The following is a 21,714-nucleotide window of genomic DNA, read 5'->3' on the forward strand; positions in this document are numbered from 1 at the left end:
TAAATAAACATTACTCAAAAACTCTTCCTCTGTGTTCTCTGTGCCTCTGTGGTTCGTTATTCTTTAAATTGTGATTTCGCACAAAGACGCAGAGGAGCAAAGACGCAAAGGAAGAAAAAAGTTAGATTATAATGTAAATGATGATAGGAGTCATCAAAGACTATGGAAGAATTATTAACCTTAAAAGAATTATTACATGATGGTAAAATTCCTGAAGCTTTGGAATTAGTAGAAGAGTTGGAGGAAATGAGTAAGTCGGATAAATTAAATAAAATTTTTAGTGATGGGATTATTGTTTTATTGCATTTGATTAAACAAAAGGCGGAAAAACGCTCTGCTCGTTCTTGGGAAACTTCTATTTTTAATTCAGTTAAGCAAATTCAACGCACTAATCAACGTCCCAAGGGTAAGGGTAATTATTTAACGGAAGATGAATTATTGACAACTTTAGAAGATGCTTATGAGTCAGCTTTAAGAAAAGCTGCTTTGGAGGCTTTTGAAGGGAGGTATGCAGCAGATGAGTTAGGAGAATTAGTAAATCAGGATGAAATAATTCAGGAAGTGATGAATTTAATTGTCTGAATCATCAATAAACATTACTCAAAAACTCCTCCTCTGCGTCCTCTGTGTCCTCTGTGGTTCGTTTATTAAATCTTCAATTCTCACGCAAAGACGCAAAGACGCAAAGAGGAGAAAGAAAGGTTATAATATCGAAATATTAAAGGAAAAAGATTAATGATGCAAACTATAAAACTAGAATCTCACATTGGTAACGATGGAATGTTACACATACCCTTACCAGAAATTAAAGATGCTGATGTAGAAGTAATCATAGTTTATCAACAAGTTCAAAAACATCAAAAGCGTCAATGGTCTTCAGAATTTCTGAGTACATTTGGAGCTTGGGAAGGAGAAGCATTAGAAAGAGCGCCCCAAGAAGAACAATCTGAAAGAGAACCATTTTTATGATTTATCTGTTAGATACAAATACTTTGGAAAATGTCTGAATCAGGATATCCAGGATTTAAGGATTTACAGGATGTCCAGGTAGTTTGATTTCGCGTCAAGGAAGAATATAGAGATTTTGGAAAAAATTATTTTTCCCTGATTGCGTGTTATCATTGTATGGATACAAACTATGATTTAAGCAACACTCAAGAACTTATCAAAATATGAATATGCGTGATTTATTCCCTGGTTATTATCAACCCACAGAGGAAGACTTTTCTGAACTATGGAAAGAATGTATTTTTTCATTCGACACTAATGTTTTATTACATATCTATCGTTACTCACCTAAAACGAGAGAAAGATTGTTTGATATTCTGAAAGAACTTCAGAAAAGAATCTGGATTCCACATCAGGTAGCTTACGAGATTCATAAGAATCGCTTAACCGTAATATCTGATCAGTCAGGTGCTTACAAAGAAATTCAAAACATCTTGGATAACAATCTAGCTATAGGAACATTAAAAGAACAGCTATTCAAGAATTTTAAGAGACATCCTTTTCTTGATGTAAAGCAAATCATAGAAGATATTGAAGTAGTGATAAAGAAAGTTAAAGATGATTTAGAAGCTGCAACGCAAGAACATCCTGATTTTCTTGAAAATGATGAACTATGGGATCAATTAATAACCATTATAGATGGTAAGGTCGGTCAGCCATTTAGTAAAGAAGAATTAGACAAAAAGTATAAAGTTGCTGAACAAAGATTTAAAGATTCAATACCACCAGGATACAAGGATGATAAGGGCAAAAACGCAAATAATAAATATGGTGATGTTATACTTTGGTTTCAATTAATTGAATATGCAAAATCTGAGAAAAAACCCATTATTTTTGTAACAGATGATGACAAAGAAGACTGGTGGCTAAAACATAGTAGAAAAACCATCAGTCCCAGACCAGAGTTAGTACAAGAAATGCTAACTGAAGCTGGCGTGAGATTTTATATGTATCCGGCTGATAAATTTTTAGACTACGCTCAGAAGTTTCTAAATCTTTCAGAAAAACCAGAAGTAATTGAGGAAGCTAGAGACATTAGGGTACGGGAAAAATATATTGATTACTCGTCAGCAGTTAGAAATAGTTTGATAAATTCAGAGGCTATAGCTAACATTGCAAAACTTCAAAATGGTTTGATGGATTCAAAAATTATAGAGGCCATAGCTAACGCTACAAAACTTCACAATTCAAAAATGGCAGAGGTTATAGCTAACGCTACAAAACTTCACAATTCAAAAATGGCAGAGGTTATAGCAAAACTTCAAAATGGTTTGGAGAACTCCACAAAAAACATGATCCAATAGTGTACGGGTAATTCATGAATTACCCCTACTTTTGCGGAAGCTTTAGGGGAATGATATTAAAACAGGATCAATCATTCTATGGAGTTCACTTGATAAATCCAGATATAAATCAATCCTCATAAAATCTAGCATAGACAATACTATTACCAATTTTCTCAAATATGTCTGAAACCCAATAAAATCGTGACGATATCAATAGGGTTTCAGGGTTTTGGCAATAGTATTGATAGAACAACCTCTTTCTATATCTATCTTCTTTTCCTCTCTTCCTTCGCTTCCTTCGCTTCTTCGTGGTTCAATCACTCCCCCTTCCTAAAAAACTGCTTTAAAATCTCCCCTGGTTCTCTATCCCAAGTATCAATATGTTCATAAATTAAACCTTCATCATTCAACTTATAAGTCGAATAACCATTAAAAAACAAACGCGCTTTCCAAGGAACACGCAAAGTACCCCGCACCGTCCAAGTTGCTAAAATCGTATTCTCATCCGACTGAGAAACATCATGTAAATCAAAAGCAATATCTGTAAAAAACAACTTTCCGTGAAAACGCAAAGTCCAAAAAATAATTCGATAATTAAACTTCCCCTTAAACTTATTCACCGGGTCACGAAACAAGATATCCTGGGAATAAATATCATAAGAAATATCTTCTTCAAACAAAGTCGGTAAATCTTGTTTGAGAACTTCAATAATCTGTGGTTTTTGTAATTTCATCATACCTTAAAAATATTTCTTAACCGTTTTTGTAACCTTTGTAAAATTGCTATATCAATCTTCATTCCCAGTTTTGATTAAAAATTGTATAACCTTTAATAGATGTTTTCCTGGTAAATACTTTGTATAATTACTTTTAGTAAAAATTACAGAAGTTTTAAATCTATCAAACTTTATGTCTATCATCGAAAGTTCCTGGACACACGCCTATATAACCACCAACGGCATCAACCTACATTATGTCACCCAAGGGGAAGGAGCATTAATGTTAATGTTGCATGGTTTTCCTGAATTTTGGTACTCATGGCGGCATCAAATCCCCGAATTTGCTCAAGATTATCAAGTTGTTGCTGTTGACTTACGTGGCTATAACGATAGTGATAAACCCGAAGCACAATCAGCTTATGTCATGGATGAATTTGTCAAAGATATTCAAGGAATAATTACAGGTTTAGGATATGAAAGTTGTATTTTAGTTGGTCATGATTGGGGTGGTGCGATCGCTTGGAATTTTGCCTACGCTCACCCAGACATGGTAGAAAAACTAATTATACTCAACCTGCCCCATCCTGCCAAATTTGCCCAAGGTTTCAGCACTCCTCAACAATTATTACGCAGTTATTACATCTTTCTATTTCAAATTCCTTTTATCCCTGAACTAATAATACAAGCTTCAGACTACGAAGCCATAGCCAAAGCTATTAAAGGTACAGCTTTTAATAAAACCGCCGTCACTAAAACAGATATCCAAGCCTATAAAGACGCTGCTGCTAAACGAGGGGCAATCACAGCTATGTTGAACTATTACCGCAATTTATTTGACCAATTAAACCTAAATAAAACTTGGCCGATTTTAGAAATCCCCACCCTAATGATTTGGGGAGAACATGACACCGCACTAGGTAAAGAACTTACTTATGCTACTCAAGAATATGTCAGAAACTTACAAATTAAATATATTGCTAATTCTGGTCATTGGGTCCAACAAGAACAGCCAGAATTAGTCACAGAGTATATGCGAGAATTTCTTTCCTGAAACGATCTATTTAATAGGAAAAATTACTCATTTACTAACAAACCCAAGTATGCTTGAAAAAAATACAACTTGAAAATATTTAACACAAAATTTAACATCGGCAATTTACCCAACTTCAGCATTTATATCTAGGTCAAACCCAACTCCAGTAAGAGTTATAGCCTCACTAGCCAATTTATGAAATATCACATCGAATTTGTGAGATAAATCAACATTATTTAGCTATTAGGTGAGATAATTAAATTGTGAGGAAAAGAACGGATGCTACTCTATAAAGGAAAGGGGAAAAAATATGAAACGCCAGCTATTAACCGCTATAGCCTTAATCGCTCCCCTATTTTTAGCTAACTCAGTCCAAGCTGGAAATAACCAAGACTTACAAAAACTTTTGTCAACTGGGGAATGCCAACGCTGTGAACTATCAGAAGCCAACCTCAGTGGCGCTCATTTAATTGGTGCAGATTTACGAGGCGCAAATCTCCGGGGAGCTAACTTGACAGAAGCTAACCTCGAAGGTGCTGACCTCACGGGAGCAAATTTGGCAGGTGCAAATTTAACATCAGCTTTTGTCACTAACGTCAATTTAAAGCAAGCTAATCTTAACGGTGCAAACCTCACCAGTGCAGTTATTAACGATTCCAACGTCTATCAAGCATCAATGAACGACCTAACCATTACTGATGCAGAAATATATAACACTGGTATCGGTGTTGGTGGACCAGACATCAAAATTCCTGATTGGGATTGACACTCTCAGGGCTAAAGCCGCTGAGTTTTACGCTTACCGGCTGTTCCTATAAATCCCCGACTTCTTGGAGAAGTCGGGGATCTACGTGTAAAGTGTTATAACTTTAAATTAAGTTAATGCAGGTGCGGTGCGATCGCTTCTGAGAGAGACTTATTCGCAGCTTGCTTCAACACATCCACCTTGTCAGTACGTTCCCAAGGTAAATCTAAATCAGTCCTTCCCAAGTGACCATAAGCCGCAACATCCTGATAAAAACGTCCGCCTCTTTCACTGGGTAAATTGCGTAAATTGAAAGTGTGGATAATTCCCGCTGGTCGCAGTTCAAAGTTATCTTTAACTAATGCCAGCAAGATTTCATCATCAACTTTGCCGGTGCCAAAAGTATCCACAAAAATGCTCACAGGTCGCGCTACACCAATGGCATAACTTAACTGCACTTCACATTTGTCTGCTAACCCAGCCGCGACAATATTTTTCGCTGCATAGCGAGCAGCATAAGCCGCAGAACGGTCTACCTTAGTGGGGTCCTTACCAGAGAAAGCACCACCACCATGTCGAGAATAACCACCGTAGGTATCAACAATGATTTTCCGTCCCGTGAGGCCAGAATCTCCTTGAGGTCCACCAATCACAAATTTACCCGTAGGATTCACGAAAAAGCGTGTATCTTCAGTTGGCTTAATTTCAATATCGCCAAACACAGGTATCACTACCGCTGTCCACAGGTCTGCTTTAATCTTGGCTTGCACCCCAGCCTCATCAGTAATATCCCCAATATTAGGTGTATGCTGAGTGGAAATCAAGATTGTATCAATACCTACGGGTTTGCCATCTTCATAAGCTACGGTAACTTGAGTTTTTCCATCAGGCCGCAAGTATGGCAAATCACCTGTTTTTCTCACTGCTGCCAGTCTCCGGGCAATGCGATGAGCTAAACTAATCGGCAAAGGCATCAATTCTGGTGTTTCGTTACAAGCAAAACCAAACATGATCCCTTGATCACCAGCCCCAATTCTATCGTATAGTTCTTCACTATCCTCAGTGCGGGTTTCTTGGGCAGTATTTACACCTTGGGCAATATCCGGTGATTGTTCATCCAAAGCTACCAGTACACTAGCACTATCGGCAGAAAAGCCGTTAACTGCATCAGTGTAACCAATTTCGGCAATTTTCTTCCGAGCTAAGTTGACAAAATTTACATGGGCTTTGGTGGTAATTTCTCCAGTAATTAATACTAAGCCAGTATTAACCACAACTTCAGCTGCAACCCGACTACTGGGGTCTTGTGTCAGCAACGCATCCAGAATAGTATCAGAAATTTGGTCACATATTTTATCTGGATGACCTTCAGTTACAGACTCGGAGGTAAATAAATAGCGTCGAGACAAAGGAAATTCCTCCTTGAAGAATTTGTTTCTGAAATCATAACAATATTTACACACTTACTTGCGAGTGTCTTCTGATCTGATGAAAAAATAGTAAATATAATATATGCAAAAAAGGGGTACACCCAAACAGATGTCACCCCTTTCATATTGATCAACACTGCTGAATTTATACTTGAACCGCTAACTTTGCTTCATTAGCTGTCAATTGCTCATAAACTGAGCGCATCTTCAAACCTGTTAGCACTTGGAACAAACCAGTTCCATTATTCGAACCTGGATACTCGCGGTGTTGCAGTAATAAGTGAGTCATCTCACCTACGTATTTAGTAGATGTATTACTCAGATGGTTCTCGATGTAAATTACTTCGTCCAGGTTATCAAACTGACCATCAACTTCTAAAACAGAAACGTAACGACCATAGTATACATCTGAACCGTAGTACAACTGCATACCCGGATAAGAACAAGTCAGTTTACGTCCACAAGGAGTCCACTGGATACTTGAACCTTCATCAAACAAGTAAGCTGGAGCAAATCCTTCTTTACCTTCCCGTTGCAACATCCGTACCCGCAAAACTTTTCGTTCTGTGTCGTTTTTGATCAAGTTTGTGGGTAATACTTGTAAAACCACATCAGCAAATTCTCTTTGGGGTTCGATGAACTTTTCAAAGTCAGGTTTACGAGAATTGATTTGGGCTAAAACATCTTCATAGCGGTGGCCACGTTCAGCCATATCTCGTTGAATCTTCCAGGCAATTTTGACTTCATCACTGATGTCAAAGTAAACACTGAAATCAAGTAAGGCTCTCACCCGTTCATCATATAAAGGATGCAGTCCCTCAACTACTATAATGTGGTTTGGTTCAATTCGTTCTGGAGGATCAATTAGTCCGGTTTCGTGGTTGTAAATAGGCTTATTAATGGATTGACCTTCTTTAAGAGCTTTAATTTGCTCATACATGAGGTCAAAATTGTTAGCTCTGGGATCAAGTGCAGTTATCCCGGTTTCTTTGCGTTGTTTACGGTCTAGGGAATGATAGTCATCCAAGCAGATAACTGTCATTAATTCTTCACCAAATAAATCTATCAATCGACGCAAAAACGTAGATTTACCACACCCGGAGTCTCCAGCTACTCCAATCAATACCACGTGTTCCGGCTTACTTGTCATAAATCTCCTCTAAATACTAAAAAAGAATGTGTCAATCAATAATTTTTCTCACAACAGATTTTTGAAGCCAGCAGTTTACCCCAATAGTAAGGTTCTGCGTTCTTGCTACCCAGCATAAAAACAGAATATCAGGCTAGTGAGTAACAAAGTCATGTTTGTTACTGAGTTGAACTATCCTGAATACTTGGCTGGTAAGTATTTAATCCTAGTGTTATACTAGATTTTAACAGAAAGATGTATTTTGTAACAAGATTTGCTGTTAAAAAGAATCGAATAGTGTACCAATCATTATCTTGATTTTTGAATGCATGACTTTTGACTTTTGCAAAGCGGTACTAATTTTTGCTTTATAGCGAAGCAATGATAAATATTAATGCTATTTGGAGAAGTTAGAATCATGTAATTACCAAGAAAAAATTAAATTGATTCACTATTAACATTCTGCCAAAGACTTATCCTCTACCTTAGAAGATGGACAGGTGTGTTCTTTACCATACCCATAAGTCTTGACCGAGTATACTTAGCACAGCATCATTAATGATGCTGTTTTCTCAGACTGTCAGTTTTATGCAACGAAAATCCGGTAAACTAAAGCTGACATGGGATGAGAATTATTTTTTGATAAACGGTTAAGTAAATATCGGAGTGGTAGAACGAATGTACAATCAAGGTGCTGTTGAGGGTGCTGCCAATATAGAATCAGGTAGCCGCATCTTCGTTTACGAAGTGGTGGGTCTGCGTCAGAACGAAGAGTCTGATCAAACGAACTACCCAATTCGTAAAAGTGGCAGTGTATTCATCAGAGTGCCTTACAACCGCATGAATCAAGAAATGCGACGTATCACTCGGCTAGGTGGCACAATTGTTAGCATTCAACCAATATCGGCTCTACAGCCAGTTAATGGTATAGCTGCTGTAGTTAGTGCTGACAGCGAAGTAAGCGAATTAGTAACATCTGTGGATGCTAATGATGAGGGGAATGGTAAAGCTGCACCTGTGAGTAACGGTAGCGAAACCAAAGGTTTTGCTAAACCACCAGCTAAGGATAAAAAAGGCAACACCATGACTCAAGCGAAAGCCAATCACGCTGATGTTCCTGTGAACACTTACCGTCCTAACTCTCCTTTTATTGGTAAGTGCATTTCTAATGAAACTTTGGTAAAAGAAGGCGGAATTGGTATTGTTCAACACCTCAAGTTTGACCTGTCTGGTGGCAACTTGAAGTACATAGAAGGTCAAAGTATTGGCATTATTCCCCCTGGTTTAGACAAGAAAGGCAAGCCAGAAAAACTCAGATTATACTCTATTGCTTCTACTCGTCACGGTGATGATGTAGATGATAAAACAGTATCACTGTGTGTTCGTCAATTAGAATACAAGCACCCTGAAAGTGGTGAAACAGTTTACGGTGTTTGTTCCACTTATCTAACCCAACTTCAACCCGGTGACGAAGTAAAAATCACTGGGCCAGTGGGTAAGGAAATGTTACTACCTGAAGACAATGACAGCAATGTCATTATGTTAGCGACGGGGACAGGTATTGCTCCTATGCGTGCTTATCTGTGGCGGATGTTTAAGGACGCAGAAAGAGCAGCTAACCCAGAATACCAATTTAAAGGATTTTCTTGGTTACTGTTTGGTGTACCTAAAACTCCCAACATCTTGTACAAGGAAGAATTGGAAGAGATGCAGGCTAAATATCCTGAGAACTTCCGTCTCACCTATGCTATTAGCCGGGAACAAGAAAACGCCCAAGGTGGCAGAATGTACATCCAAGACCGTGTGGCAGAACACGCTGATGAATTGTGGCAATTGATTAAAAATGAAAAAACCCACACTTACATCTGCGGTTTACGCGGTATGGAAGATGGTATTGATGCAGCCTTGAGTGCTGCTGCTGCTAAGGAAGGTGTAACCTGGAGTGATTATCAAAAAACTCTCAAGAAAGCACACCGCTGGCACGTAGAAACATACTAATTTGGTTATTGGTCATTGGTCATTGGTCATTAAACAAAGGATAATTAGTAGGTAGGGCTGATGCTCTACCTACAATTGTTTTGTTATGAATATATATAGCCGTTGACAGTAGTCAGATATTAAATTTTGAAATTCGGGTGCAAAATCTGTGGGTGTTAAACTAGGAATATTAGGATTAGGAACTGTGGGAACGGGGACTGTGCAGTTATTGCAAGACCAGAAACGTCGTCACCCACTATTACAGGAAATCGAAATATATCGGGTGGGGGTGCGATCGCTTGACAAACCTCGTGATGTAGAATTACCAATTGGCATAGTAACTACAGATTTAGAAGCAATTGTCAATGATCCAGAGATAGATATAATTGTTGAAGTCATGGGGGGATTAGAACCAGCGCGATCGCTCATCCTCACCGCTATTAAAAATGGTAAGCACGTAGTTACTGCCAATAAAGCCGCTATCTCGCGATTTGGGGCAGAAATATTTACAGCCGCCAATCAAGCCGGGGTATATGTGATGCTAGAAGCATCCGTAGGCGGTGGTATCCCCGTCATTCAACCCCTGAAACAATCTTTAAGTGTCAACCGCATTCATGCTATTACTGGCATTGTCAATGGTACAACTAACTACATCCTCACCAGGATGCAAACAGAAGGTAGCGACTTCAATGATGTTTTAGCTGATGCACAAAGCTTAGGTTATGCTGAATCTGACCCAACTGCTGATGTTGATGGCTTAGACGCAGCCGATAAAATCGCTATTTTGGCATCTTTGGGTTTTGGTGGCCGAATTAACTTAGCAGATGTATATTGTGAAGGCATTCGCCAAGTCAGCAAGACAGATATTACTTATGCTGCCAAACTGGGATTTGTGATTAAATTACTGGCTATAGCTAAAAGTCAAACCGATGACACCTCTGAGCTATCGGTGAGAGTACATCCTACATTAGTACCTCAAACTCATCCTTTAGCTAGTATTAATGGTGTTTATAATGCCATTCTCGTCGAAGGAGAACCCGTTGGCCAGGTGATGTTTTTTGGACCTGGTGCGGGTGCAGGTGCTACTGCTAGTGCAGTCTGCTCAGATATCTTAAATCTGGTCGCAACTCTGAAAACTAACACCACCAACGCAAATCCCATTTTAGCTTGTAGCCATCAACATTACTGTCAAATTGCCCCCATTGACCAACTCATTACCCGATTTTATGCCCGCTTCCTGACCAAAGATCAACCAGGTGTGATTGGTAAATTGGGTACTATTTTTGGCAAATATGGCGTGAGCTTAGAATCTGTAGTACAAACTGGTTTTCAGTCCGAACTAGCAGAAATTGTCGTTGTCACCCACGATGTCAGGGAAGGTAACTTTAGACAAGCTTTAGCCGAAATTCAAAGCCTGGACGCAATTGATAGCATTCCTAGCATCTTGCGGGTGCTTTGAGGAAGCAGGGGTGCAGGGGTGCAGGGGAGAAATATTATCTTTCTTCTGACTCCTGTATGGGCGAAGCATTCGGTCGATCAATTATCGGTTTTTTCCCTAGTTTATCTTCCGAATGCTTCGCCCCTACGCCCTTACACCGAATACTTCGCCCTTACGACTCCTGACTCCTGACTCCTGCCTCCTTAAGAGTCTTTACCTACAACTTGTGATTTGAGGGTTGTAATTTCACTAGTTAACTCTTGCCGAGTTGAAGCTTTGAGTAGATAGCGATAAACAAACCAGGCAGAATAACCAATACCAATCAACTCAAAGGTAGGTGCTACCAAAGGAATATCATTGAGAGAATCTAGTACAGCCAGTAGTATTTTGACAGTGACAATTGCCGTAACTACTAACCCAACACTAACTAAAGGCTGCTTGTACTGATTAAAAAAACTGCCTAAATAATCAGGCAATGTACCTAAAAAACCAGAAATTTGCTGCCCATACTTGAGCCATTGCTCTTGAGACTGTACAGGAGGCTGGAGTTTAGTAATGCTTCCTGCTTGGGTGTTGATATCTGGGATGGTTGTCTCTTGTGATTTGGTTTCTGTGTATTCTGGTTCTTGCATTTTCACATCCATAATTTTGACAGTCGAGTTTTCTTAATTCGTAAAATCCTAACCATAAGGCTGTTAAGTAGGCAATAGGCTACTGCATCAGCACAATTGAGTCAGGTTTAAAAGGGCTTTGGGTTTCCCATCAACATAATTACCGTTTTGCTTCTACTACATCAACTACAGGATAGAAATTCAGTAGGATGATAGAAGTCAAAAGGTGACAAGATGTATTAAAATCGGCTACCTGAGTTTTGTTTTGTGAGTGTGAATCAACTGGAATCTTCAGTTTTTGATGATTCCATCTGGTCTCAGTTGCTCACTATCGTACTCATCGAAGCACAAATTATGCAAAAATTCAGCCCACCTCTGATGCCTAAAAGCCTAAACGCTGATTTTATCTGATATTAAAGCTATCTTCAGCCGCATTCGTCAATGAACTGATTCATATTGATCTTAAGATGTAACAATTTTTTTATCTGTTCACATAAGCTAGACATTAATATCACTTTATGATAAAATGCAATGTTTTGATAGAAAATAGCATCAAATAATCAATTTGCTTGCTGTTTAAATACCCCAATTTTGCCTACTTACACTCAAATACAAGGCATTACTGAATCAACAAATATAAGTCCATGCTATTATCGGGCAAATAATGATTTGCTCCTGTTATCAAAGCAAATAAAATCCAATCTACTCAGATGATGAGTGGCTATAAAGGCTAAACTTAGTTGGTGATGTGTGTGGAAGGGTAAATAAATTGCCGGAATGCCAAATCAAAAGCCCACCTTTGTTGACAAAAGTTTGGAAATCAAGAAAGTGTCAACTCAAGAGCCAAAAATAGATGAACTCCCAACCATAGAATTTCCCTCCCGTGGGAAACTTAAAGCTAGTTCATGGCGTATCCATCAAAAAATTGGCTATGGCTACTTTGTAGCTATTGGAATTGGCTTTTTTGGCTCTCTAACTGGCTTGGTACTGGCCAATTACTACCGAGGAAGAGAAGTCCGACAATTCAATCAAGCAAACCAGCAAGGAGAATTACTTAGTAATTATAAAGATGCTGTAATTGGGACGCAATTCCGAGCTTCTAACTTAGTTGGTGTGTTGGATAATGCAAAAAAACTAGATAGAAAGAGAACGGAATTACGCAATTCTTTTGCTGAAGCTCAAAAATTAGAAGCAAAAATTGGTGAATATGTAAATAGTAAACCGCAGACATTAGCAGCAACAAGCACAACTTTACAGACTTTATTATTCGATTATTCTACATATTTAAAAATCTATATTGAGCAAATAGAAAATATTTTGCAGCAACTTGATGGTAAAAGCACAGATGCAGAACAAGTGGATTTAGTGCGATCGCAGTTACTAGTAATTATGGACAGTAACACCATCGACGAACTAGATAATTTATCAGAGAAATTAGCGAGAATTTTACGAACCGCGCAATTACAAGAACAGGAGAGAAGACGGGATGTAGAACAAGCGAGATTTGTGGAAAGAGCAATTGTTATCGTCAGTATGCTGGTATCGGCAGTTATTGCTTCTGTGATGGCTTGGCGAACCAGTCGAGCGATCGCTGAACCTGTAATTATTGTAACTCAAATCGCTGAACAAGTAGCAAAAAAATCTAATTTTGATTTACGCGCTCCCATCACCACTGATGATGAAATTGGTTTGCTGGCTAAATCTTTAAATCGCTTGATTGAAAGGGTATCTGAGCGCACCAAACAACTAGAACAAGCGAAAGAATTAGCTGAAGCTGCCAGTAAAGCAAAAAGCCAATTTTTAGCCAATGTTAGCCACGAATTACGCACACCATTAAATGCAGTAATTGGGTTAAGTCAACTATTAAAAGATGATGCTAATGATCTAAGTGTATCCCCAGATTTTATTACTGATTTAGAAACTATCAATTCTGCTGGCAGACATTTACTAGAACTAATTAATGATATCCTCGATCTGTCAAAAATTGAAGCGGGGAAAATGACACTCTACCCGGAAACATTTGAAATCATCACTTTAATTAATAATGTTGTTCTTACGGTTAAACCAGCTATGGAAAAAAATGCCAATATTTTAATAGTAGACAGTGATCCGGATCTGGGAACAATGTATGCTGACCAAACTAGAATGCGGCAGGTATTATTAAATTTACTTAGCAATGCTGCCAAGTTTACCACTAATGGCAAAGTCATATTGACCGTTAAGCATGAAAAAACAACCATCAGGAAAGAAGCACCTTGGGGTATGATTAGCTTGACTGTCACTGATACAGGAATTGGAATGTCACCCAGTCAACAGCAGCAATTGTTTCAACCCTTTATACAAGGGGATACTTCAACTACAAAAAAATATGGTGGGACTGGTTTGGGATTAGCTATTAGCCGTCATTTTTGCCAGATGATGGGAGGTGAGATTATTGTTAATAGCCAGCTTGGTGTTGGTTCTACTTTTAGGGTAAATTTACCTTTGACAGTTCAGGAATAATCTTTACCTAGCAATCACATACCCTGAAATTTTTCTGTTCACCTACTTAGAACTATAAGATCGCTACAATTTAAAATATATCAGAATGGCTTTTTAATACATCCATGACCACAAAAATTGACTTTCTTCGCCACCTCAACCCCAATCAACGTCAAGCCGTCGAACACTACTGCGGACCATTATTAGTGGTAGCTGGTGCTGGTTCTGGTAAAACCAGGGCGCTGACTTATCGTATTGCTAACTTGATTCTTCAACACCGTGTTAATCCTGAAAATATCTTAGCAGTAACTTTCACCAACAAAGCTGCAAGGGAAATGAAAGACAGGATTCAAAGGTTATTTGCTGAACAATTAGCAATTAATCAACACGGTCAAAAGTTGGATTTATTACCAGCACACGAACAAACTCAGTTAAAATCAAAGGTTTACCGCACTTACATCAAAAATATGTGGTGTGGTACTTTTCATAGTCTATTTTCTCGCATTCTTCGCTTTGATATTGAAAAATATCAAGATGAAAAAGGACGACGTTGGCATAAAAACTTTTCTATTTTTGATGAATCTGATGTTCAAAGTTTAATCAAAGAAATAGTTACCAAAGAACTTAATTTAGATAGTAAAAAATTTGAACCTAAATCAGTTCGTTACGCCATCAGTAATGCTAAAAACCAAGGTTTATCACCTCAAGAATTTGAACGGGAACAACCTAATTATCGTGGTCGGGTAATTGCTGACGTTTACAATCGTTATCAAGATAGACTAGCACAAAATAATGCTTTAGATTTTGATGATTTAATTTTAGTTCCTACGCGATTATTTCAGCAAAATGAACAAGTATTAGCCTATTGGCATCGTAAATTTTGTCATATTCTAGTAGATGAATATCAAGACACAAACCGCACTCAATATGATCTGATTCAGCTTTTAGTTACCAACGATGAAAACCGCAAAAGTGAATGGAATTGGGAAAATCGCTCTGTGTTTGTTGTCGGTGATGCTGACCAATCAATTTATAGTTTTAGAATGGCTGATTTTACCATCTTGCTAGAATTTCAAGAAAATTTTGGTGATGGTTTAGAAGATGATGATACCAGAACAATGGTAAAATTAGAAGACAACTATCGTTCCTGTGAAAACATTCTGCAAGCTGCCAATGAACTAATTGAAAATAACACCCAACGCATTGATAAAATTCTCAAAGCTACACGAGATCCCGGAGAAGAGATTTATTGTTATCAAGCTGATGATGAAATAGCAGAAGCGGATTTTGTGATTAATCAAATTCGTACTTTAGAAAATCAAAACCCAGATATAAACTGGGGTAACTTTGCTATTCTTTATCGTACTAATGCTCAATCTCGACCCTTTGAAGAATTGCTAGTAAAATATCAAATTCCTTATATAGTTGTGGGAGGTATGAAATTTTATGACCGCAAAGAAATTAAAGATGTTGTCGCTTATTTAAGAGCAATTAATAATCCTGCTGATACTGTGAGTTTATTAAGAGTTATTAACACTCCCCGTCGCGGAATTGGTAAATCAACGGTGGATGCTTTGATGAATGCTTCTCAACAGTTAGGCATAACTTTATGGGAAATATTAAGTGATGAAACTTCAGTAAATAGTTTAGCAGGACGTGCAGCAAAGTCTGTAAATAGTTTTGTGAAAATTATTGAAAAATGGCAAGAACAGATTACAAAAATTCCCGGTTCTGATATTTTGCAAGGAATTTTAGAAGATTCTAGCTATATTCAAGACTTGCAAAATCAAGGTACAGATGAAGCAGATAATAGAATTAGCAACGTCAATGAACTTAATAACGCAATTTTACAATTTCAAGAAGAGAATGAAGGGGAAGATATTTCCTTACAAGCATTTTTGCAAAGTGCGGCCTTAAGTTCTGATTTAGATAACCTTAAAGAAGGACAAACAGCAGTTTCTTTAATGACACTGCACGCTTCCAAAGGCTTGGAATTTACTGTAGTCTTTTTAGTCGGGTTAGAACAGGGGTTATTTCCCGGTTATCGTTCCTTGCAAGATCCGGCATCCTTAGAAGAAGAGAGAAGATTATGTTATGTGGGAATAACTCGCGCTCAGGAGAGATTATACTTATCCCATGCTAGAGAAAGACGTTTGTATGGTTCTAGAGAACCTGCAATGCGATCGCAATTTCTCGACGAATTACCAGAGGAACTATTAACTACCAAACATAAAGTTACTCGTACTTTCACCAAAGGAACATCTGCAAAAGCTGATATTACAAGCACATCACAAAATTGGCAAGTAGGCGAAAAGGTATTACACAAAACTTTTGGTATTGGTGAAATTACTCACGTATTTGGAGAAGGTAATAAGATTTCTGTAGCGATTAAATTTGCTAGTTTGGGTCAAAAAATTATTGACCCCAGAGTAGCACAGTTGCAAAAGATGAATTGAAGAATCTAGTCCCGCTTTGCGAAAGTCATGATTATAGGAACAGCCGGTAAGCGTAAAACTCAGCGGCTTTAGCCCTGAGATATAACTGGCTCGTGTGACTTTAGTCACAGTCATCTTTCTTGATAAACAAACTGAATTTAAAGAAAAACAGTCTATCAGTTTAGAGCAGTTTTTGGAGTGGTATGATAAAGTATTAAATGATGCTTTGGTAGAAAATTGGTAGATATTTCACATACATACAGTACAAATGTGCTTACCGCAACAAATTACATACGGAAGTATAGACAATTGGTAGAAACTAAATCAAGAGAGTTTTAACTTTCTACCAGATGTACCTTGAAAACTGCATACAGTAAGACTTTTAACGTATGCCAGGAACGAGACTTGAACTCGTGACACGAGGATTTTCAGTCCTCTGCTCTACCAACTGAGCTATCCCGGCGCGGGCTTTTTTTTATGTTCGCCACGATTACTAAATTTAGCAAAAGAAAAAGGATTTGTCAAGGGTTTTCTATAAAAAATTTTTAAGCTGCGTTTAACCCCAACTTCACCCAGGCAAAAACGACGACGAACACCAGGAACTGCACCAGAACAATACTAGGACCAGAAGCCAGGTTAAACACTCCAGAAACCATCATCCCAGCGATGCTACTACTAGAACCAACAATCACCGACAGGATGAGAAAGCGGCTAAAATGGTGACTCATCAGTTTAGCGGTAGCAGCGGGAATGACCAAAAATGCGTTTACCAATAAAACCCCAACGGCTTTAATCGCCACTGCGACAGCTAAAGATAGTAGAATCACAAACCCATAGCGATATAATTGCACTGGAACGCCCTGAACTTGAGCAACATCGGGGTTAAGAGTTAACAAAATTTGCGATCGCAGAGTTGATAATAAAAAAATACTGCTACCCACCAGTACCATTAGCGTCAATATTAAATCAGTATTATCAATGGCCAGAATATCGCCAAACAGCACTGCCATCAAATTACCGCGATATCCCTTAATCATGCTGCTGAGGATCACACCGATAGCTAACGCCCCGGATAGGACTATACTTAAAACGCTATCACTAGCTAAATCAGTTTTGTCAATCAAATAGAGGACAATTACACCAAAAATTAAAGTAAAAGGCAACAACATCCAATGAGGATTTGTATTTAGTAAAACTCCTAATGCTACCCCTACTAATGCAGCATGACCAACAGCATGACTAAAAAAAGATAACTGGCGTAGAGTCACAAAGCTGCCCAATAAACCGCCTAGTATTCCCATTAATACAGCACCAATAATGGCTCGCTGCATGAATGGAAATTGTAACAAATTCACCAAATCATCAATAACAGTAATACCTAACAAGCTGCTTTGAACATAAATCAATAAATCCATATCTTTGATTTTACAGTATTTTCATTTACCCCATAACAGAGTTTTTATATTTTCCCATTTCCCTGTTCCTAATTACGAATTACGAATTGTTTAATGATGATGTTGATAACGACTAAAACTAGGACCATAAGTTAATAAAAGATTTTGCGGTGAAAGGGCGATTTCTGGATGGCCAGTACAGACAACGGTTTGATTAAGACAAAGAACGCGATCGCAATGACGGTTTACCATATCAATATCATGGGAAACCTGTAACACCGTCCAACCCTCTTCTCGTTTTAACTCATTTAGCAAAGCATAAAAATCAGCCGCACCTTGCATATCAACTCCAGCAAAAGCTTCATCTAATACCAACAATTTTCGCGGTGTTACTAAACAATAAGCTAACAAAACTCGTTTTAGTTGACCACCGCTAAGAGTACCAATAGCTTGATTTCTGAGGTGATAAGCATCTGTACGTTGTAAAGCTGCTTTGACTGCGGCTGATTTTTCTGGTTTATTTTGCCAAAACTTAGCAAAAAATAAATGTTTATTCCTATTCCTTAACTGTTGCTGATCACCTATTCCTAATCCTACCAACTCGCTCACAGAAATGGGAAAACTACGATCAAAAATAAAGTTTTGTGGCATATAACCCAATCGCTGACGTAAATTTCCTAATCTGGAAATGGGACGACCAAAAATTTCAATTGTCCCAGCACGACGGGGAATCAAATCTAAAATAGCTTTAACTAAGGTACTTTTACCTGCGCCATTTGGTCCGACTATAGCTGTGTCCGTTCCTGAAAATAATTCAAAGGAAACATCCCTTACAGCTAGATAGTTACCTTGATAGACGGTTAACCCTTCGACTTTTAATATCGGTAATTTCATTGTTTGTTGATCGTCAGTCATTCGATTTTAGATTTTAGATTTTGGATTGATACTAAGGAGAAATCAGGGGAATTGACTTTAAAAAATTAGCATTTAAAATTACAAATTATCAATTATTGACATCCTGCGGCTAAATTTTGTAAGTTAGTTCTCATTGCTTGAAAATAATACTGCGGGGTGGTTTCCCCATTTTCTAAAGAATTTAGAGGGTACAGAGTTAATTTTAAATCTTGAGAAAGGCTTGTTAGTAATTTATTATCTACTCCTGGTTCACTAAATAAGGCTTTAACTTTGTACTTTTTCACCGCATTTATAGCTTTCTGAACATCCGCTGGTGAAAGCTGGTCTTCGGGAATTTCTACAACTGCAACTTGTTTGAGATTATAACGTTTAGCTATGTAAGGAAAAGCATCATGAAAAGTTATAAATGTACAGTTAGGAGTTTTACTTAAAGTCTGCTGAAATTCATTATTTAAGTTGTCTAATTCCTGAATATAAGCCTCAGCATTAGTCTGATAAACCTCTTTATTTCCAGGATCAGCAGTTATTAAACCATCCCGAATATTGATAACTTGCTGTTTAGCAAAAACTGGATCTAACCAAACATGAGGATTTCCTTCTGCGTGTTCATGTTTGTGGTCGTGGTCATGGTCTTTCTCTTTTATTTCCTCTACGGGAGAAATATCATTTATAACTTTAATACCTTTACTGGCATCAATTTCTACTAATTTAGGATTTTGAGCATTTTTTACAGTATCTTCAAGAAATTCCTCCAAACCTAAGCCATTTTTTACGAGAATTTTGGTAGTTGCGATCGCCCTCACGTTATCTGGTGTAGCCTGATATTCATGCACATCCGTACCTGGAGGTATTAAAATCTCTACATCTGCTGCATCACCAGCTACAGCTTTTGTAAACAAATACACGGGTAAGAATGTAGTTACCACTTTGGTTTTTTCTGACTTTTCTACTGGTAACTGTGATGACTGTACAGCATTTTTATCTGTATTCTGCTGTGTTTGGTTACAACCCGAAGCAATTATGCAAAAAAACAAGGTAAATATCAGCATAAGTTGCTTTTTATGGCTATTTATATCGTCTTTTAACCAAAAAACTCTCATTTTCTTTTCCCTCTTCTAGAATGATTCCTGGATTAATGCCAAGTTTTAGATTAGAAATTATACTCATTATACATTAATATAATAACTATTATCATTATCAAAAAACCAAGGCAACAAAATTATGCACTATTTGCAATCTGCTTTGATTAAAGTAATGTAGAACACATTTTTTTTAGAGAGCTTACTTTACGATTACATTTTTTAAGTGCTGAGAGTGTTTTGGCTACATGGTTTGAAAAAATACTTTAATCAGCCTTGTCAAAAAAACCTGGCCAATAGGCTTTTCGGTACAGTTGTGAAATATGAATGGGTGTGTGGAAAAATGTCTAAAAAGTTGAATAATCTTGCTAGTCCAGCAATTTGCAGTCTCCTACTATGTGCCAATACATCTGTTTTGGCAGGAGAACCAGCAGGTAAAGGGGAAATAAATAATTCTCATAATTCTCAACAAGAATTGATATCACAAGTTACCTCAGTATCTCAGTTATCAGACGTGCAGCCTGGAGATTGGGCATTTCAAGCTTTACAATCTTTGGTAGAACGCTACGGTTGTATTGCAGGTTATCCTAATGGTACTTATCGTGGTAATCGTGCCATGACAAGGTATGAATTTGCCGCCGGGTTAAATGCCTGTTTGGATCGGGTAAATGAACTAATTGCCACCGCTACTGGTGATATGGCGACAAAACAGGATTTAGCCACTATCCAAAAACTGCAAGAGGAATTTTCTGCGGAACTAGCAACCTTGCGGGGACGTGTGGATGCACTGGAAGCAAGGACCTCTGAGTTAGAAGCAAATCAATTTTCGACTACCACCAAGCTGCAAGGGCAAGTAGTTGCTGTTGTTAGCGATGTTGTGGCAGGTAACAACGATACCAATAAAAATACTACACTGGGCGCACGGGCAAGAATTGAATTTGTTAGCAGCTTTACAGGTAAAGATACACTGTTTACCAGAATTGAGAGTAATAATATCAACAGCCCTATAGGCAGTCCCCAAGAAGGTAATTTGTTCTTTGCTGGTCCTAATGGTGATACCAACGCTTACTTAGGTACACTTTGGTACAAATTCCCCATAGGTGAAAAGACACAGGTAATTGCTATTGCTGAAGGTGGTGCAGCCGACGACGTTACCAGTACAGTTAATATCTTCGATGGTGATGGCGCTTTTGGTGCTTTATCCACTTTTGGGACACGCAACCCAATTTATGGACAACTAGGTAGTAAAGGACTGGGAGTAACTCATCAGTTTAGCAATAAAGCAGGAATAAGTTTAGCTTATTTGAGCAGTAATGCTAATGTTCCCAGTGCGGGAAGTGGTTTGTTTGATGGTCCCTATGGTGCTTTGGCACAGTTGACAGTTAAACCAAGCGATCGCATTACTCTTGGTTTTACTTACATCAATTCTTACAACCAGCCATTACTTACAGGTAGTAGCGCGGCAACTTCTGATATCACCACTGAGGCATTTTCCAGTAATTCCTACGGTGTCCAAGCATCCGTTGGCATTAGTGATAAATTTGTCTTAGGTGGTTGGGCTGGATATACCAACAGCAGTACGTTGACAGGTATTAGGGGAGATGTTGACATTTGGAACTATGCCGTTACCCTTGGTTTCCCAGACTTGGGTAAAAAAGGTAACTTGGCTGGTATCATCGTCGGCATGGAACCGAAAGTTACCAGTTCTAGCGTAATTGGATTGGATAAAGATCAAGACACCTCATATCACATTGAGGCATTTTATCAATATAAACTCAACGACAATATCACCATTACTCCTGGTGTTATTTGGTTAACAGCGCCTAATCACGATAATAACAATAGTGATGTAGTAATTGGTGCTTTGAGAACCACCTTCAGTTTTTAAGAGTAGGGAACAGGGAACAGGGAACAGGCAAAAGGCAAAAGGCAAAAGGCAAAAGGCAAAAGGCAAAAGGCAAAAGGCAAAAGGCAAAAGGCAAAAGGCAAAAGGCAAAAGGCAAAAGGCAAAAGGCAAAAGGCAAAAGGCAAAAG

18 protein-coding genes and 1 tRNA gene are annotated in these 21,714 nt (G+C 38.1%); 11 read left to right on the forward strand and 8 right to left on the reverse strand.

The genetic code is table 11. The features are described 5' to 3' along the window. Positions 1-162 precede the first annotated feature (162 nt). From VB694_RS07010 to VB694_RS07020, 3 genes are all read left to right on the forward strand, one after another. Positions 163-582: a DUF29 family protein gene (locus VB694_RS07010; RefSeq protein WP_323359592.1), complete on the forward strand. Its 420-nt coding sequence runs from the start codon at positions 163-165 to the stop codon at positions 580-582. A gap of 153 nt (positions 583-735) precedes the next feature. After that, positions 736-969, forward strand: coding sequence for a hypothetical protein (locus VB694_RS07015; protein WP_323359593.1), 234 nt, complete (start codon positions 736-738; stop codon positions 967-969). Between the two features lie 203 nt (positions 970-1,172). Then, complete coding sequence (locus VB694_RS07020; RefSeq protein ID WP_323359594.1) at positions 1,173-2,312, forward strand: PIN domain-containing protein; 1,140 nt, start codon at positions 1,173-1,175, stop codon at positions 2,310-2,312. 299 nt (positions 2,313-2,611) lie between these two features. Here the strand turns inward: VB694_RS07020 and VB694_RS07025 are convergent, their stop codons facing one another. Beyond that, positions 2,612-3,028, reverse strand: coding sequence for a DUF2358 domain-containing protein (locus tag VB694_RS07025; protein WP_323359642.1), 417 nt, complete (start codon positions 3,026-3,028; stop codon positions 2,612-2,614). A gap of 175 nt (positions 3,029-3,203) precedes the next feature. On the opposite strand from VB694_RS07025, the gene VB694_RS07030 reads away from it, so the two are divergent. Both VB694_RS07030 and VB694_RS07035 read left to right on the forward strand, forming a co-directional pair. Continuing rightward, positions 3,204-4,064 (forward strand): alpha/beta hydrolase, encoded by an 861-nt coding sequence (locus tag VB694_RS07030; RefSeq protein ID WP_323359595.1) that lies wholly within the window; start codon positions 3,204-3,206, stop codon positions 4,062-4,064. A gap of 292 nt (positions 4,065-4,356) precedes the next feature. Continuing rightward, positions 4,357-4,812 (forward strand): pentapeptide repeat-containing protein, encoded by a 456-nt coding sequence (locus VB694_RS07035; RefSeq protein ID WP_323359596.1) that lies wholly within the window; start codon positions 4,357-4,359, stop codon positions 4,810-4,812. A gap of 113 nt (positions 4,813-4,925) precedes the next feature. Here the strand turns inward: VB694_RS07035 and metK are convergent, their stop codons facing one another. Next, positions 4,926-6,200, reverse strand: coding sequence for a methionine adenosyltransferase (gene metK / locus VB694_RS07040; RefSeq protein ID WP_323359597.1), 1,275 nt, complete (start codon positions 6,198-6,200; stop codon positions 4,926-4,928). Between the two features lie 166 nt (positions 6,201-6,366). Then, positions 6,367-7,371 carry a phosphoribulokinase gene (locus tag VB694_RS07045; RefSeq protein ID WP_323359598.1) on the reverse strand — a complete coding sequence of 335 codons (1,005 nt, stop codon included), beginning with the start codon at positions 7,369-7,371 and terminating at the stop codon, positions 6,367-6,369. 657 nt (positions 7,372-8,028) lie between these two features. Here VB694_RS07045 and petH point away from each other — a divergent pair. Together petH and VB694_RS07055 are read left to right on the forward strand one after the other, a co-directional pair. Then, entirely contained in the window at positions 8,029-9,348 is a 1,320-nt protein-coding gene (gene petH, locus VB694_RS07050) for a ferredoxin--NADP reductase (protein ID WP_323359599.1), read from the forward strand. Between the two features lie 148 nt (positions 9,349-9,496). Continuing rightward, positions 9,497-10,786: a homoserine dehydrogenase gene (locus VB694_RS07055; RefSeq protein ID WP_323359600.1), complete on the forward strand. Its 1,290-nt coding sequence runs from the start codon at positions 9,497-9,499 to the stop codon at positions 10,784-10,786. 182 nt (positions 10,787-10,968) lie between these two features. Here the strand turns inward: VB694_RS07055 and VB694_RS07060 are convergent, their stop codons facing one another. Continuing rightward, positions 10,969-11,397: a CAAD domain-containing protein gene (locus VB694_RS07060; protein ID WP_323359601.1), complete on the reverse strand. Its 429-nt coding sequence runs from the start codon at positions 11,395-11,397 to the stop codon at positions 10,969-10,971. Positions 11,398-12,153: 756 nt separating this feature from the next. Between VB694_RS07060 and VB694_RS07065 the strand changes: the two genes are divergently transcribed. The 3 genes from VB694_RS07065 to VB694_RS07075 all read left to right on the forward strand — a co-directional run bounded on the left by VB694_RS07065 (position 12,154) and on the right by VB694_RS07075 (position 16,536). Next, positions 12,154-13,878, forward strand: a complete 1,725-nt coding sequence (locus tag VB694_RS07065) for a sensor histidine kinase (RefSeq protein WP_323359602.1) — start codon at positions 12,154-12,156, stop codon at positions 13,876-13,878. 104 nt (positions 13,879-13,982) lie between these two features. Then, positions 13,983-16,313, forward strand: coding sequence for a DNA helicase PcrA (pcrA, locus tag VB694_RS07070; protein WP_323359603.1), 2,331 nt, complete (start codon positions 13,983-13,985; stop codon positions 16,311-16,313). 94 nt (positions 16,314-16,407) lie between these two features. After that, positions 16,408-16,536: a hypothetical protein gene (locus VB694_RS07075; RefSeq protein WP_323359604.1), complete on the forward strand. Its 129-nt coding sequence runs from the start codon at positions 16,408-16,410 to the stop codon at positions 16,534-16,536. Between the two features lie 146 nt (positions 16,537-16,682). Here VB694_RS07075 and VB694_RS07080 read toward each other — a convergent pair. The 4 genes from VB694_RS07080 to VB694_RS07095 all read right to left on the reverse strand — a co-directional run bounded on the left by VB694_RS07080 (position 16,683) and on the right by VB694_RS07095 (position 19,701). Continuing rightward, positions 16,683-16,755: transfer RNA gene (locus VB694_RS07080), tRNA-Phe, on the reverse strand. Positions 16,756-16,837: 82 nt separating this feature from the next. Next, positions 16,838-17,707 carry a metal ABC transporter permease gene (locus tag VB694_RS07085; protein WP_323359605.1) on the reverse strand — a complete coding sequence of 290 codons (870 nt, stop codon included), beginning with the start codon at positions 17,705-17,707 and terminating at the stop codon, positions 16,838-16,840. 90 nt (positions 17,708-17,797) lie between these two features. Then, positions 17,798-18,580, reverse strand: a complete 783-nt coding sequence (locus tag VB694_RS07090; RefSeq protein ID WP_323359643.1) for a metal ABC transporter ATP-binding protein — start codon at positions 18,578-18,580, stop codon at positions 17,798-17,800. Positions 18,581-18,693: 113 nt separating this feature from the next. Further along, positions 18,694-19,701 (reverse strand): metal ABC transporter solute-binding protein, Zn/Mn family, encoded by a 1,008-nt coding sequence (locus VB694_RS07095; protein ID WP_323359606.1) that lies wholly within the window; start codon positions 19,699-19,701, stop codon positions 18,694-18,696. Between the two features lie 322 nt (positions 19,702-20,023). Between VB694_RS07095 and VB694_RS07100 the strand changes: the two genes are divergently transcribed. Further along, positions 20,024-21,568, forward strand: a complete 1,545-nt coding sequence (locus VB694_RS07100; protein WP_323359607.1) for an iron uptake porin — start codon at positions 20,024-20,026, stop codon at positions 21,566-21,568. Positions 21,569-21,714 lie beyond the last annotated feature (146 nt).

It is taken from the genome of Anabaena sp. UHCC 0451 (assembly GCF_034931405.1).
Lineage (GTDB): Bacteria > Cyanobacteriota > Cyanobacteriia > Cyanobacteriales > Nostocaceae > RDYJ01.